Source organism: Desulfosarcina alkanivorans (assembly GCF_009688945.1).
Taxonomy (GTDB): Bacteria; Desulfobacterota; Desulfobacteria; order Desulfobacterales; family Desulfosarcinaceae; genus Desulfosarcina; species Desulfosarcina alkanivorans.
Genome location: NZ_AP021874.1, coordinates 4048545 through 4063654 on the forward strand (window position 1 = coordinate 4048545; position 15110 = coordinate 4063654).

11 protein-coding genes are annotated in these 15110 nt (G+C 58.2%); 8 read left to right on the forward strand and 3 right to left on the reverse strand.

What is annotated here, in order from left to right; all coding sequences use genetic code 11:
• Positions 1-142 precede the first annotated feature (142 nt).
• From DSCA_RS17780 to DSCA_RS17805, 6 genes are all read left to right on the forward strand, one after another.
• Positions 143-592, forward strand: a complete 450-nt coding sequence (locus tag DSCA_RS17780) for a MarR family winged helix-turn-helix transcriptional regulator (protein ID WP_155317700.1) — start codon at positions 143-145, stop codon at positions 590-592.
• A gap of 340 nt (positions 593-932) precedes the next feature.
• Positions 933-1367: a DUF4442 domain-containing protein gene (locus DSCA_RS17785; protein WP_197904617.1), complete on the forward strand. Its 435-nt coding sequence runs from the start codon at positions 933-935 to the stop codon at positions 1365-1367.
• Positions 1368-1373: 6 nt separating this feature from the next.
• Positions 1374-2501: an acyltransferase family protein gene (locus DSCA_RS17790; protein ID WP_155317702.1), complete on the forward strand. Its 1128-nt coding sequence runs from the start codon at positions 1374-1376 to the stop codon at positions 2499-2501.
• Positions 2502-2523: 22 nt separating this feature from the next.
• Positions 2524-3642, forward strand: coding sequence for an oxidoreductase (locus DSCA_RS17795; RefSeq protein WP_155317703.1), 1119 nt, complete (start codon positions 2524-2526; stop codon positions 3640-3642).
• A gap of 101 nt (positions 3643-3743) precedes the next feature.
• On the forward strand, positions 3744-4925 hold the full coding sequence (locus DSCA_RS17800) for an ABC transporter substrate-binding protein (protein ID WP_155317704.1): 1182 nt from the start codon (positions 3744-3746) through the stop codon (positions 4923-4925).
• The gene (locus DSCA_RS17805) at positions 4910-6790 is read left to right on the forward strand and encodes an ATP-binding protein (protein WP_155317705.1); all 1881 of its coding nucleotides are present in this window, start codon (positions 4910-4912) and stop codon (positions 6788-6790) included. The genes DSCA_RS17800 and DSCA_RS17805 overlap by 16 nt, the downstream gene beginning before the upstream one ends.
• Here the strand turns inward: DSCA_RS17805 and DSCA_RS17810 are convergent.
• Positions 6753-7505 (reverse strand): acyl-[acyl-carrier-protein] thioesterase, encoded by a 753-nt coding sequence (locus DSCA_RS17810; protein WP_155317706.1) that lies wholly within the window; start codon positions 7503-7505, stop codon positions 6753-6755. The two genes, DSCA_RS17805 and DSCA_RS17810, sit on opposite strands and share 38 nt — an antisense overlap.
• 82 nt (positions 7506-7587) lie before the next feature.
• The gene (locus DSCA_RS17815; protein ID WP_155317707.1) at positions 7588-11202 is read right to left on the reverse strand and encodes a DUF3683 domain-containing protein; all 3615 of its coding nucleotides are present in this window, start codon (positions 11200-11202) and stop codon (positions 7588-7590) included.
• Between the two features lie 466 nt (positions 11203-11668).
• Between DSCA_RS17815 and DSCA_RS17820 the strand changes: the two genes are divergently transcribed.
• Together DSCA_RS17820 and DSCA_RS17825 are read left to right on the forward strand one after the other, a co-directional pair.
• On the forward strand, positions 11669-12091 hold the full coding sequence (locus DSCA_RS17820; protein WP_155317708.1) for a hypothetical protein: 423 nt from the start codon (positions 11669-11671) through the stop codon (positions 12089-12091).
• Complete coding sequence (locus tag DSCA_RS17825; RefSeq protein WP_155317709.1) at positions 12084-13154, forward strand: sodium/calcium exchanger protein; 1071 nt, start codon at positions 12084-12086, stop codon at positions 13152-13154. Before DSCA_RS17820 ends, DSCA_RS17825 begins: the two co-directional genes overlap by 8 nt.
• A gap of 227 nt (positions 13155-13381) precedes the next feature.
• Here the strand turns inward: DSCA_RS17825 and DSCA_RS17830 are convergent, their stop codons facing one another.
• Positions 13382-15061, reverse strand: a complete 1680-nt coding sequence (locus tag DSCA_RS17830; RefSeq protein WP_155317710.1) for a methyl-accepting chemotaxis protein — start codon at positions 15059-15061, stop codon at positions 13382-13384.
• Between the last annotated feature and the right edge of the window lie 49 nt (positions 15062-15110).

A 15110-nucleotide genomic window follows, 5' to 3' on the forward strand; every position in this document is an offset into this window, starting at 1 on the left:
GCCACGGGATGAACTTTAATCAAAAACAAATATAACTATCCGAATTTTATTCTGATTAAATTTGTCAAGAAACATTTGAGGGGATACCACCGGCCATGACCGCTCGATTGACAGCATGCTGTCAAAGCGTTAGTCTGCTGTCATGAAAAACGGTGACCGGCATGCACGAACGCCTTCGGCGGAAATATTTACAGCGTTGATACTTGAAACGTTCCGGTTCAATGGTCAACTGCTTGCTGCGGGGAATCGCCTGACCCAGGAATTTGGACTGACAAGCGCCCTTTGGCAGGTGCTGGGCGCCATTGATGAAAAACCGCTGCCGGTGGCCCAGATTGCACGAAACATGGGACTGACGCGACAAAGTGTCAGGCGGTCAGCCCATTTACTCAAAGATAAAGGCTTTGTCGATTTTCAGGAAAACCCCCACCATCGACGGGCAAAACTGGTTGCGCTCACGATTCCGGGACGCGATGCACTCGGTCAAATCAGGGCAATACAGACGGACTGGGCGAACGCCGTTGCTGATGGAATCAGTGTTCAGCAGTTGAAATCGGCGGTGAACACCATAATGCTGCTAAGCAGCCGGTTATAGGCCATCCTCACGGTTTCATACCCGTCCGTTGCACCGCCGTGCACTGAAAACATGACCGGTGCCGGGCTCGGCGAAGCGCCAATGGGAGGGTTGGATACGGATGAAGAACCGGCCGATGTCCCTTTTATGCAGCATGGTTTGCCAATTGGGGCTTTCCGCCGACGGCCATAGTGAAAAATTTAATCGAAAAGGCCAGGCGTGTTGTCATCTTGCACGGAAATAAAAAGGTTGAAAGCCGAATTCAGGTCAGATCTAGAGATATTGATGCCATGGGGCATCTGAACAATAACGTCAAACGCAGTGATGCCGAATGAAAGTTTCTCCCAGGTCATTGAAATGGATGCTGAATCTGTATCCGCCCTACTTCGGAACCGGTGTAAACGTCACCTATATCAGCGAGGACTGGAAAGAGCTGCATGTGTCCATGGCCATGCGCGGGTATAACCGCAACGCCGTTGGCACCCACTTCGGGGGCAGCCTGTATTCGATGGTTGATCCCCACCTGATGCTGCTTTTGATGCAATTGCTGGGAAAGGCCTACCTGGTTTGGGATAAATCGGCATCCATCGAATTCGTCAAGGCAAGCGCAAAAAAAGTGTCGTCGATCATCAAGGTGTCGGATGATGACCTGGATCGCATACGGCGCAATACGGATAATGGAGAAAAGTATTTTTCCAACTTTGACGTCAGCATAGTGGATGAGGACGGCGATTTGGTGGCCAGAGTGAAAAAAACGCTCTATGTACGAAAAAGACACCCCGAATCAGGGAGTTGAACAGAAGTGGGCAAAGAACGCATCCGCTTTATCGATACCGCCCGTTTCCTGGCCATGGCGATGGTCTTTTACGGGCACTTTATCGAACGAATCATGTACCTGGCGAACCCGACGGCGGCCGCGCAATACAAATTCATCTACTCGTTTCACATGGTCCTCTTTTTCGTGCTGGCCGGTTACGTGGCCAAACAGGACGACCTGGCGCCGGGGTTCGGACGGTTTCTAAAGCAGCGCGTACTGTCGCGCCTGCTGCCGTTTGTCTTCTTTACGCTGGTGTTCATGCTGGCCGCCGGCCTGTTTCCCGGGGATTTCTTTCAGCTCCAACTGCCCAGCGTGCAGGGATATATCGACGGCCTGGTGAACACCGTGTTCGGCATCCCCATGTTTTGTGTACCGTCGTGGTTCCTCCTGATCATCTTCTCGGTGGAGATGATTCACTACTGGGCCTTTCGCCTGCTGGCCTCCGATGTGAAAATCGTGGCCGGCGTGATCCTTTTCTATGTTTGCGGCTACCTGCTGAACGCGACCTTCGACATCGTCAATCCGATCAGGGGCAGGGTCGTCGGATGGAACTACCTGTTCATCCACGAAGCGCTTTTCATGTATGCCTTCTACCTGCTGGGCGTCTTCCTGCGCCGACAAAGATTCCTCAGGAAAAGACAGCCATTACGCGTCCTGGCACCCGCGGCAATGGCGGCATTTCTCGTCGTCCTGTTCACCTACCGGCTCAACAGTGGCCGGTTCAGTTTTCCGCCCCTCGATGCCGTGGTCATTCTCTTCTCTTCCCACGGCCATGCCGCCTGGTTCCCCCTGACGGCCCTGGCCGGCTGCCTGATGGTGCTTCTGGTCGCCCGGGCCGTGCCGAGCTGGCGGCCGATGGTCTGGATGGGACAGAACACGCTGATCCTGATGTGCCTCAACGGCATCTTTTACCACTATATCAACCCGCCGGTAGCCGCATGGGTCGTCGGCCATCTGCCGGGGACGCCATTGACCGTGTGGTGGGTGGGTTGTGCGATGACGGCGGGAAGCTTGGCTGTCTGCATGCCGCTGGTCTATCTGTTGAGACGCTGGCTCCCCCAGCTGGTGGGCCGGCCGGCGGCGGCGGGGCCGTTGCTGAAAAACCTGATTTGATACCGTTAAAGGAGGACCCATCATGCACCCACACCTTTTTTCCAGGATCACCATCCAGGGCCTGGCCCTGAAAAACCGCATCACCATGGCACCGCTCTATCTGGGCTATGCCGGCGAAGGCGGCACCGTCAGCCAGATGCTGCTGGCGCACTACCGGCTCATGGCCCGAAGCGGTGTGGCCATGGTCGTGGTGGAGAATGCGACCGTGGACCACCCCACCGGCAGCGGCTCCAACCGCACCCTGCGGGCCGATACCGACGACAACCTGGACGGTTTGAAACAGCTGGCCGATACCATCAAACAGGCGGGCGCGCTGGCCTGCCTGCAGATCAACCACGCCGGGCGGTTTGCCCATGCGACCGACCGGCCGGTGGCGCCGTCGGCGGTGAACACGTTCGGCCGCATGCCCAGGGCATTGAAGGAGGATGAAATCGAGCGTATCCTGGATAAATATGCCGCCGCGGCGGCCAGGGCCGGGGCCGCCGGGTTCGACATGGTGGAATTGCACGGCGGCACCGGCTACCTGCCGGCCCAGTTCCTCTCCCCGCGGACCAACCGGCGCACGGACGGATACGGGGGCAGCCTGGACAACCGCCAGCGCTTTGCCCTGAACCTGCTGGCACGGGTCAAGGCGGCGGCGGGCGCCACGCCGGTGGGTTACCGGTTTCTGGCGGACGAATGGATGCCGGACGGGTTTCAGCTGGAGGAGTCGACGCAATTCGCCGCACGCCTGTCTCAAAATGGCATCGCCTACATCTCCGTAATGGGCGGCACCTATGAATCCTTCTCTCTGCCGGAGATCGTCAAACGGTCCGAACGGGAAGGCTACATGCTCGACCTGGCCGCCGCGGTCCGCGCGAATGTGGACGTTCCGGTCGTCGCCGCCGGCCGGCTGGCCACCGGCGCCTTTGCGGAACGGGCCATCGCCCAGGGGAAGACGGATCTGATCGGCCTGGCGCGCGTCCTGTGGGCCGATCCGCTGTGGCCGCAGAAAGTCCGCGAGGGCCGTGAAACCGAGATTCTTCACTGCAACCCACACTGCGGCGACGCCTGCATGCACATGGTGATGAAAGGCCGCCCGGCGTTTTGCGTGGCCTGGCCGGCAGAAAAAATGAAAGCCTGGAAGGCCCAATTTGTATAGGCATGCCCATGGTCGTTCTGGTCAAAAATGGCCGTATTGTTGAAAAAATTCCCGGAAAATGTTCATATACATCTCCTGAAAAAAAATTCTGGGTTTCTCAAATGAAAAGATGCGTCTTCATCTGGATGGCGGCACTTGTGATACTGGGCTGCGGTAAGGACAATGAGAACCAGACCGCCATCGCCCGATCTCAGGGCATCACCGATGATGAGATCCTGGTCGGCTCGTCCCTGGCCCTGGGCGGTCACGCCGGCTACCTGGGCACCCAAACCCTGCACGGTGCACTGGCTTATATCCAGCATGTCAACCAGCAGGGCGGCATTCATGGCCGCCGGATCAGGGTCATTGCCTATGACGACGGCTATGACCCGCCCCGATGCGTAACCAACACCCAACGGCTGATCATCGAGGACAAGGTGTTTTCCCTGTTCTGCTATGTGGGAACGCCCACCACGGTCAAAATCCTTCCCCTGGTGGAGGAGGCCAGGATTCCCGTGGTCGGCATGTTCACCGGGGCCAACGCCCTTCGGGACCCCCTCAACCGCTACCTGATCAATGTGCGGGCATCCTATTACCAGGAGACCGGTGCGGCGGTGAAGCATCTTGTCGAAACGATGAAGCTCAAAAGAATCGCCGTCTTTTACCAGTACGACGCCTACGGGTTCGACGGCCTGAAAGGGACGGAAATCGCGCTGCGCCTTTACGGCCTGGTCCCGGTGGCCACGGGCACCTATATCCGCGGCACCCTGGATGTGGATGAGGGATTGCGCAAGATCATGGCCGCCGGCGCGGAAGCCGTGGTCATGATCGGCACCTATGAACCCTGTGCCAAATTCATCCGCCTGGCCGACCAAAAGCAGTTTTCGCCCGTGTTCTACAACGTCTCCTTTGTGGGAGCCGATGAACTGGCCCGGCTGCTGGGCCGGGTCGACCAAAAAATCATCGTGACCCAGGTGGTGCCGCCGCCGGAGGTGTCGGGCAGCGACCAGAGCCTCTGGGGGGCGCGGGATTATGTGACCCTGTTAAAACAGTATTATCCCATGGATCGGCCCAACTTCGTCAGCCTGGAAGGGTATATCAATGCCAAGGTGCTGGTGGAAGGGCTTCAGCGCGCCGGGCCGACGTTGAATCGCGAGACATTCATCAATGCCATCGAGTCCATCCAGCAACTGGACCTGGGTTTCGCCAACCGGCTCTCCTTCAGCCCCCTGGACCACCAGGGATTGGAAAGGGTTTACTTTACCCATCTGCAGGATGGAAAATTTGTATGGCGCAGCCATTGATCGACAGCATTAAAAATTCCAGCCTGAAGAATAAGATCTTCTTTTCGGTCACGGTGGTCATCCTGCTGATCAGTGTCCTGATCGCCCTTTTTACGCGCTGGATACTGATCTCCACGCTGGTGTCGGAACTCCAGCAGCGCGGGTTGGGCATTGGCTACAGCATTGCCGAAAGCTGCAGAGGGTTCATCCTGACCAAGAACAAGCCCCAGCTGACCAGCCTGGTCTTCGACGCCCGCCTGGGGGCACGCAAGGAATTGGTCCGCTACGTCTTCATCAAGGACAAACAGGGCCGGATCCTGGCCCACACCTTCACCAGCGCGTTCCCCGGCCAAATCACCGATGCCAACCGCATCGAACCGGAAAAAGACCACCGCATCAGGTTGATGGATATGGGCGGGGACAGGGTCTACGACGTGGCCGTTGCCGTCAAGGAGGGTATTTACCGCATCGGGTCAGTGCATGTGGGCGTGTACAAAAAGCACATCGATCAGCTGATCAACAAGTTGCGGACCACGTTTCTGGGCTTCGTTTCGGTGGTGATCATTTTCTTTTTCATCATCAGCCACCATCTTTCCAAGACCATTACCCAACCCATCACCCGGCTGACCGATGTCTCCGATGAAATCAGCCGTGGCAATTTCGATGTTCAGCTGGATCTGGAAAAAGGGCTCCAACAGGGCGGGGTCAAGGATGAAGTTCGGCAACTGTCCAGATCCTTTATCAATATGACCAATCGCATCCAGGAATCCCAGGCCAAGCTGAAAGAGTCGGACAACAAATACCGGTCCCTGTTTGCCAGCGGCCCCAACCCTATCTTTGTGCTGGATCGCAAAACGCTGACGATTCTCAGTGCCAACCCCAGCGCCGAAGAGACATACGGCTATACCCGGGAAGAACTGGTGGGCCGGCCGTTTACGGACCTGGGCCCATTTGATCTGGACGAAAACAAGTGGGCCGAACTCAACGCCCAGCATGCCGGCAGCGTCACCACCATCAGCTCCAAGGTCCAATATTTCAAAAAGGGGAACCAGGCATTTTTTGTGAACCTGCACGCCTGCCCGGCCCCCTATGAAGACAAGAACGCACTGATCGTGGCCACCACCGACATCTCCGAAATGGTGGAAAAGGACAGCCAGCTGATTCAGGCCAGCAAGATGACGACCCTGGGGGAGATGTCCGCCGGAATTGCCCACGAACTCAACCAGCCCCTCAACGCCATCAAGATGGGCAGCGAATTCCTGGAAATGATGCTTGAAAAAGAAAAAGGCATCCCCGAACGGGAGCTGTTTCACATCGTACGTGAAGTCAGCAGCCAGGTGGACCGGGCAGTGGATATCATCCGCCGGCTGAGAGATTTCGGGCGCAAATCGGACTTTACCCGGGAAAAGATCCTGATCAACGACCCCGTCAACTCGGTGCTGGACATCATCGGCCGCCAGCTGCGGTTGCAGAATATCCATGTACGGCTCCGGCTGACGGCCGACCTGCCGCCCATTATGGCCCACCACAACCGCATCGAACAGGTCATCTTCAACCTGTTGACCAACGCCCGGGATGCGATCAACCTCAGGGAAGAGTCGGGACGGGGAGATCCTCGGCGGGAAATCATCATCAGGAGCTACGCCCGGGACAGCCAGGTGGTGGTGGCGGTTTCAGACACGGGCATCGGCATCGATCCGGCGGTCAAGGACCAGATCTTCGAAGCGTTTTTCACCACCAAGAAAATGGGCGAGGGCATGGGGCTGGGCCTTTCCATCACCAACGGCATCGTAGAAGATTACGGTGGCCGGATCGATATCGACAGCAGGGAAGGCCAAGGCACCACCTTCAACCTGAGCTTTCCGGCGGTGCCGCAGGGGCGGTGACAAACCCGGCCGCATAGACCGTCGCCTGGTCGAAAAACCTGAACCGCAGGGTGCCGCTGTCCAGTACCGTCACCCCGGCCTGGATAAGGTGGACATCACGGCCGATCTCCCTGGTGTACTGAATCCCCACCTGGCCCACCCGGCCCCCACCGACTCCCGTGCGTTTGACGAGCGTCTCCAGGTACTCCAGGTAAATCGCATTGTTCACATGGCCATTGGGGTCGAAATCCCCTTCCCGGATGGTGATCGGCACCGTCTGCTGCGGGGCGAAGGCGTTGTCCACCTCGAATTCGATGGCGCCGGGGTCGAGGACATCCCGGGCTTCGGCCGTGTAGGGCGCGGACACCGTCGTGGGGATTTTGGCGACCCGTTGGCGGTTCAGGTCATAATAGAGCCATCGGCTGGTGGCTGCCGCCACCGTCTCATGGCCGCAGCAGACCAGAAAATCCCTGCCGGCCCGAAACCCCGCCGAGCCCCTGTGCCATGTCCGCAGGGTGACCGTCTCCCGGTAGCGGGGCAGTCGGCAGATGTGCACCCGCATGCGGTTCAGAATCCACACGGCACCGGCGGCCAGCATGTCCGCCGCCCCCAGCCCCACCGATTCCGAATGGTGAAGCGCACCCCGCTGGAGGCGCTGAAACAGCACCGGCAGCTTCATGCGAAACGCCGTGTCCACCTCGTCGTACTCCACAATTGACGTCTGTTCAAATTCCATGGCGGTCCACTTTCCCGGCACGCTTGGCTGCGCCCGGGTTTCATCGAACGACGGCCCGGGTCAACAGATACCGTTCACCCCCCTAAAAGCTTATGACGGCAGCCCTTTTCCGCCAGCCCCGGCTCCCGTCCAGCCAATCCCCGCCGTCCATGCAAATGGCCAGCGCCTCGGCCAGGTGCCTGGCCTTGAATCCCATCGATTCACTGCGTCCCAGGCCGGACAGGCACGAGGGGCAGTTGGTGAGCACGATCTTCTCATCGGTGGCCCCGCCAAAAGCCGTCGCGAGGGCGTCCCGTTTGCGCGCCCGCATGGCTGCGGCCACGTCCGGCCGGCTCAGGGCCAGGGTGCCGGCCTCCCCGCAGCAGTGGGGCACCACCGCCGCAGGGCTGCCCAGGCGGGCCAGCAGCGCCTCCCCCCGACCCTCCAGGGAGTCGTGGCAGGGGACATGATAGTACTGCCCAAGGCCGCTGCCGGCAGCCAGCCCGCTGTCAATGGCCAGCCGGCTGACATCCGCCAGCTGACAGCCGAAAATGGCCGGCACGCCCATGTCGTCCAGGGATTCCCGGCAGGTGCCGCAACTGACCGCCACGGCATCGAAGTGCCAGTGCCCGAAGCGCTCGCGAATCTGGTTCAGGATGACCGCCGTGCGCATGGTCTGGCGGCGGTGCATGTCGGCTTTGGCATTGACCCGTGCCGGAAACCCGCAGCACAGAAAGGGTGGCGGCAGGAGCACCCGCATGCCCATCCGGATTAAAATGTGGATGGCCGCCAGGGCGACCCGCGAATAGAGCCGTTCGGAGCCGCAGCCGGGAAAATAAAAGATCGTGTGCCGCACCTCGCCGTCCGGTTCGAGCACCACGGCCTGGCCGGGCCCGCAGGCGGGCAGCCGGCTGAAAAGGGTGCCCCCCGGAACCGGTGGCATGGGGGCTCGCAGCAGGCCCAGCCCCCTGGCGCCGGCCAGCCGCCGGGCTCCGGGCAGCCGGTTGAGCATCCAGGCACCGGCCCGCTGAAGGCGGCTGCCCGCCCACAGGGCCGTGGGCCGCAGGAGGCCATTTACCGCCGGTGAGCGGCTGTCCAGGTAGGCCAGGGCCATGCCGGTGGCCGGTGCGGTCTTTCGGTAGCGGCGCGCCGTCAGGATCTCCCGCTCCAGAACGGACACGGCACCCGTATCGATGTCCACCGGACAGGGGGGCTGACATTTGTGACAGATGGTGCAATGGTCGGCCACCTGCCCCAGGTACTTGAGCGCGTTGAATCCGGTGGAGCGGAAGCGCTGGGTTTCGTAGAGGATGGCCTCGATGAGCGCCACCACGGCCAGGTTCTTGTTGCGGGGATGATAAAACAGGTTCTCTTTGGGGTGAAACACGCAACAGGGGGTCTTGCAGCGGCCGCAGCGCACGCAGCCGGAGATCTGCTCGGCCAGCGCCTCCAGTTCGCCGTGGCGCAGGATGCTGGCCTCCAGTTCCAGCAGGTTGAAGGACGGGGCGTAAACCAGCTGCGCTGCCCGGGGGTCGCTCAGCTTGCCCGGATTCATGATCGCCTCGGGATCCACCTGCCGACGATAGCGGCTGAGGTCTTCGATACGACTTTTTTCCAGGTAGTTGAACTTGGTGAACCCGATGCCGTGCTCGCCGCTGACGGCCCCGCCCAGGTCCACCGCCTTGGCCATGACCGCATCGGCGGTTTCGGCGGCCCGGATCATCATCTCCCGGTCATTGGAAAAAACGGGGATATTGACGTGGATGTTTCCGTCCCCGGCGTGCATGTGGGTGGCGATGGCAATCAGCCGCGACCGGGTGTCGGCATAGATCTCGCCAATCTCCTGGTTGATTTTCACATAGCCGCTGAACAATTCGCCCAGTTCGGCCTTGAGCTGCCGGATGTGCGTCTCCTCCTGGAGATGGTGCTTGCCGGCCAGCCGGATGCGCGCCAGGGCGGCCATGAGCAGCTGTTTGGCCGCGGGCAGTTTGGCCGCCAGCCACTCGGGGTCCTCCAGGGGCTGGGCCGTCTCCAGGTGGGCGCCGAGGCGAAACACCAGAGCCTGCTGGTTCTCGCGCTGCTCCTCGGCGTTGATGTCGTCGGCGAACCGGGCAAACTCGGCCAGTGCGGCGATGGGCAGGACAATGTCTTCGTTGAGCTTGAAGGATTGGGTCCGCCTGGCGATGGCCCCCAGGCGTTTGCGGTCCCGCCAGAAGCGCCGGGCCTCCTGTTCGTTTTCGGCCACGAACAGGTGGGTGTTGGGAAATTCGGCCATGAGCCCTTCGAGACGCTCGAGGCCGCGCCGGATCTGGTCGTCGTCGTGCCCCACCATATCCACCAGCAGCACGGCCTTGGGCAGGTCCTGCCGGGGGGACTTGACCTTGTATCCGATGGCGCGCACATAGGCGTCGTCGAAGTGCTCCAGGGCCATGAGCGTTTCTTGACCGCGGTTGGCAAAGACCTCGCAGATGGCGGCGATCGCCCGGCTGGCTTCGTCCATGTCCGTACCGAAAAACTCCAGGCAGCAGGTGGCTTTCTCGGGATAGGCCCGGTGAAGGATGAAACGGGCCGAGGTGATGATGCCATCGGTGCCCTCCTTCTGGATGCCGGGCAATCCGGACAGCGCCTTGTTGGTGATGTCCTTGCCCAGCCCGGCCTGGCGGATCTGGAGGCCGTCCAGGGTCACCGTACGAACCAGCTGCCCCGTGTCATCGGCAATGTCGAAGTCGATCCGGTCGTCGGGCAGGATGCGCCGCAGGGTGTGGCCCCGCCGCCGGACCGTGTAAAAGCGGCCATCGGGCATGGCGATGACGAATGACAGCAGGTTGTCGATGGCCGTGCCCCACAACACGGCGGTCTTGCCGCCTGCGTTTTCGGCGATGTTGCCGCCGATGGTACAGGCCCATGCGCTGGTCGGATCCGTGGCAAACACCAGCCCCTGCCTGGCGGCATAGGCCATGGCCGCATCCGTGATCACGCCGGATTCCAGGTGGATGACGGCCGCCTGCCGGCGGCCCGGGTCCGGAGCCGGCATCTCACACGTTTCGATGCCATGAATGCGATTGAGCCGTTCGGTGTTGACGATCACGCAGCCGTCTTCAAGGGGCACGCTCCCGCCGGTGAGTCCGGTGCCCCCGCCCCGGGGGACCACCTTGAAGCCGGCCTCGGCAATGGCCCGGATCACCAGCGGCACCTGCGCCTCACGGGTGGGGCGCACCACGGCCAGCGGCAGACAGAGGCGCCAGTTGGTGGCGTCGGTCACGTGGGCGTTCAGGGTAAACGGATCGGTGAAGACATGTTCCCGGCCGACCACGGGAGCCAGGCGCCGATGGATCAGCCGCTGACCGTCACGGATTTGACGGATGCCGGCATGGCTTTCATCCAGCAGGCGCCGGCAATCATCGATCACGGCCGTCCGTTCAGCAGCCTCGCCCGCCTCCCGTGACACCATCTCCAGATCCATGCGAACGGCCTTGAAGAACCGTTGCTGCCGCCGCGGTGAAGCGAGCAATTCATTGCGGATAAAGGGATTTCGACGCAGCATGAACATATCGCCGAAAAATCGCATCAGGGGCCGGAACACCGGTCCCGCAGCCTTCAGGAAACTGCTTTTCTGCAGCCGGCCGAACCCGGCATCCCCGAGGAGCAGGCGAAGCACCTGGCTGTCATCGGCAGAGGTATAGTTAAAGGGTATTTTTCGGGTTTCGCTGTCTGGCATATGGCCGGCCTTGGTATCCGTTATTTCTGTGTACTGGAAACGGGTTCCAAATCACAATTCCCGTCAATTGGCAACCGTTTCAGCGGCAGGGGCCGGTTGCCGTCGTACCGGCCCGCCCCGTGGCTTTTCGGGTCCACGGGTCGGGCGATCGAAAGGGCCTACAGGGGGCGATTATTTTTCCCATTGATTCGGGGGGTAACGATCTGCCCGGGCTGAATGGACGGGTGAATCTGATCCAGTTGTGTGATATGGACCTTTCCGGGCCGCCGATCGGGCCATGTATGGGGTCAGGCACAGTTGTATACAAAATGTAACATGTTTCACAGATAAAACGCCGGCTGCCGCCCCCCGGCGTTGCCCCCATGGCAGCGGACAACAACATAACACTTTGGAATGTTTGTTGCATATTTAACGCTGACCATGCAACATGATACTTGATTGCAGCGACGACAGGAGGGGAAAAGGGATGCCAGAGGCCGACAAGGAAAAAAGGACTGCTGTGTTCGACCGCGAAACCTACGTAAAAATGCTGATCACCATTGCCCGGGCCGACAAGGAAAACGGCCTGCAGGAGTATCGCTACATCCGCAAGCAGGCCATCCAGCTGGGCGTCGACTACGCAGCGGTGCTGAAAGACACCCAAAAGAATTTTGAAATCGGCACCCAGCAGGTGTCCCGCCTGACGGCGCTGCGCGTCCTCAAAGATGCCATCATGATCGCATCCATGGACAGCAATTTTACCCTGCCCGAAAAGCAGAAAATTTATACCTACGCCGAAAAGCTGGACATCCCCCGAACCGATGTGGATCAGCTTGAAGTTCTCGTCGGCGCGCTCAAAGAACTGGACGACCGCTGGAAGGAACTGGTAGCCGGCCATCCCGATGAATAGGCCCGCATTGATCACCCCCATTTTCGACTACACTGACCGGGCCATCGCCTGTTGCAGGGCGGGTCTTTTGCAGCTGGACGGGTGGTGGCGGTTCTTATCCGCGCTGGACCCCTGGTTTTCCCTGGGCCTGTTTCTCGTCTGCTCCGTGCTCATGGTCTACCGTCTTAACGTACTGGAACGCAAAGGCCTCGAAGGCACCGTCCTGGGCACGCTGGTCATGCCATATGCCTCGGGGTTTCCCAACCTGATGTTTGCCTTTTCCCTCGGCCGCCAGGGCGGCAGCGGGTCGGTCATCCTTGAAAACTGCATCGTCAACAACGTCACCAACCTGACCCTGCTCATCGGCCTGCCGGCGCTCGTCTGGACCCTGAACATCATCCCGTCCCGGACGGCGCGGACGGCCCACCGCCCCGTGTCCAAGCTTCATCGCCTCAACACCCTTTCCCTGATCCTGACCCTCGTGGCCCTCTTTTTTTTCACCGGCGCCCTGTGGGCCCTGGGCAGGGACGGGACCCTGGATTTTGGAGACGGCCTGGTGCTGGTGGGCATATTCCTCTTCTGGCAGGTGCTGCACGTATTTGACGTCCTCAAATACAACATCCACCAGCGCCGCTCGCTGCCGTGGACCATCCTGGTGGACGTTTTGCTGGTGGTGGCCCTGGGCGCCGGCGTCCTCAACGGCATCGACCGGCTGGTGGCCTGGGTCATGGCCCTTGGCCCGGGGTTTGTGCTCTACGACCAGCTGGGGCTTCTCAGCGGCTGCCTCATGGTGCTGCCCAATGCGGTGCTGGCCGCCTACTATGCCTGGGCCGGTCGGGCGGATATCGTCTACAGTTCACAGGTGGGCGACGGCCACATCTGCATCCCCATGTGCATCGGCCTGTTTGCCCTCTTTTCCATGATCCAGGTGCCGGCCCAGACCACCATGGGGATCATGGTCATCGTCGGCGCGGGCCTGGTTCACCTGTTTTTCGTTTCCGTCGTCGGCCGGCTTCCCCGGTTCATGGGCGCCCTGCTGACCATCGCCTACGGTATCTTTATCTACACCGGGCTTGTCGCATAATTCCAACAACGCAACAGTTAACATAATCAGGGCTCCAAATAAGAGCCTACCCGTTTAGATGGTTTCAGTAGTGACGGGGGTTAGCTGGAGTTATATATCCACCGAAACTTGTTTGGGCCTGTTGTAGACATCACGTATATGCAATGCAGACAAGATGTAAAATACCCCGGCTATGACATCTGTATTTTTAGAATCGTTTTCTATCTGCCATCGTAATTCAGCAAATCCTAAGTTACGGACCGAAATTTAAATCTACCCACCAATGCATTAAGTTCTTCTGCAAGGCCACTCAATTGAATGGCCCTATCACTTACCTGTCTACTGCTGCTGTTCATATCTCCTGCTGCTTGGTTGACTTTGGAGATCTCCCTGGCAATCTCTTTAGCCGCTAGTGAGCTCTGGGAAACGTTATCGTTTACAGTACCGATTCCTCGGGACACTTGGGTAACATTCTCTGCTATTTCGCTGGTAGTCAACGACTGCTCCTCGACAGCTGTGGCGATTCCTGTCACGATTTCGTTAATATCGGTAACAACTTTCGAGATACCATTGATACCAGTAATTGTGTATTTGGTATTCGTCTGTATGCCTTCAATTCTACTCTCAATCTCGCATGTAGCATCAGCGGTTTGTTTGGCCAGTTCTTTGATTTCGTTGGCAACTACGGCAAAGCCCTTGCCAGCCTCACCAGCCCTGGCGGCTTCGATGGTAGCATTTAAAGCTAATAAATTAACTTGTTCGGATATATCGGTAACCGTTTCCACCACCTTGCTTATGGCATTTGCCGAATTACCTAGCTCTGCAACTTGTTCGGACGCTTCTTCAGCACGGGAGACCGCTCCTGCAGTGATCGTGCTTGCTTTTTCCGTGTTCTGAGCGATTTCATTGATAGTGGCAGCCATCTGATCAGTGGCCGATGTAACCATGCCTACATTGGCCGCAGCCCGATCCATCGAATCGGCCACTGAGTCTGAATTTGTGCTCAATTCTATGGCTCCGGCTGAAACGGTTTCCGCCTGGGATGCAGTCTGTTTCGCGCTGTCCACCATTCTGCTGGCAAGCTCAGACAACTCGCTCGAAGAAGAGTCCAGGCTTTGAGCGTTGCTGGCAACATTGTTAATAATCCCTTGTAATTTCTCCATGAAAGAATTAAACCATTTGGCCAATTCGCCGACTTCATCCCGACTGTTGTTTTCAAGCCTGGTGGTTAAATTGCCTTCGCCCTCTGCAAGATCTTTGAGCATAGCGATGGTATTTCTCAAAGGCCTGCTGATCGAGCGAGAGATAATAAGATAAACTAAAATTACGGAACTGAATAGGACACAAATAAAAATTACGGAATTTCTTTTTTGCTGCTTTTTTGCAGAATGTTTAATTAGAGTAAGCGCTTTTTTAATATCTTCAGAAAATGAGTTCATCACTGAAGATAGATCCTTGCGTAGAATATCGGTCAGTTCTGCGAGGTAGGCAATATCATTTTCCATTTCATCCGTAGTTTCCGAACTCAAACTCATTGCTGTATAAACGGTATCTGCTAGTTGTGTGAACTTTTTAAGCTTTTCCACATATGCCATAAGCTCTTCTTTTTGTTCGTTGCTGCCCCCGTCCAAACTAATGATGGTGTTAATGGCCTTTTGAACTTTCAATGATTTTTCTCTGGCATCGCCGATGATTGAATCATCACCAATCATGACGGCATCTTTATAGAGTTTAACTTGCTCGTTGAATGCTGCTAACGCCTCCTGACTAAGTTTACTAGAAGGGAAAATATATTCTGAAATTATGTTAAGTTGTTTTTCAGACGCCTTGTCATCAATAAAGCCGAAGATCATTGTCCCAAAATACCCTAAAACGAGCAGGCTCAAACCGAGCCATATTTTTTTTCCTAAGGTTAGAGAATTCCACATATAAAACCTTTTTTATTTTCAATGGTTGATAAAGAGGCGACTGCTCAGG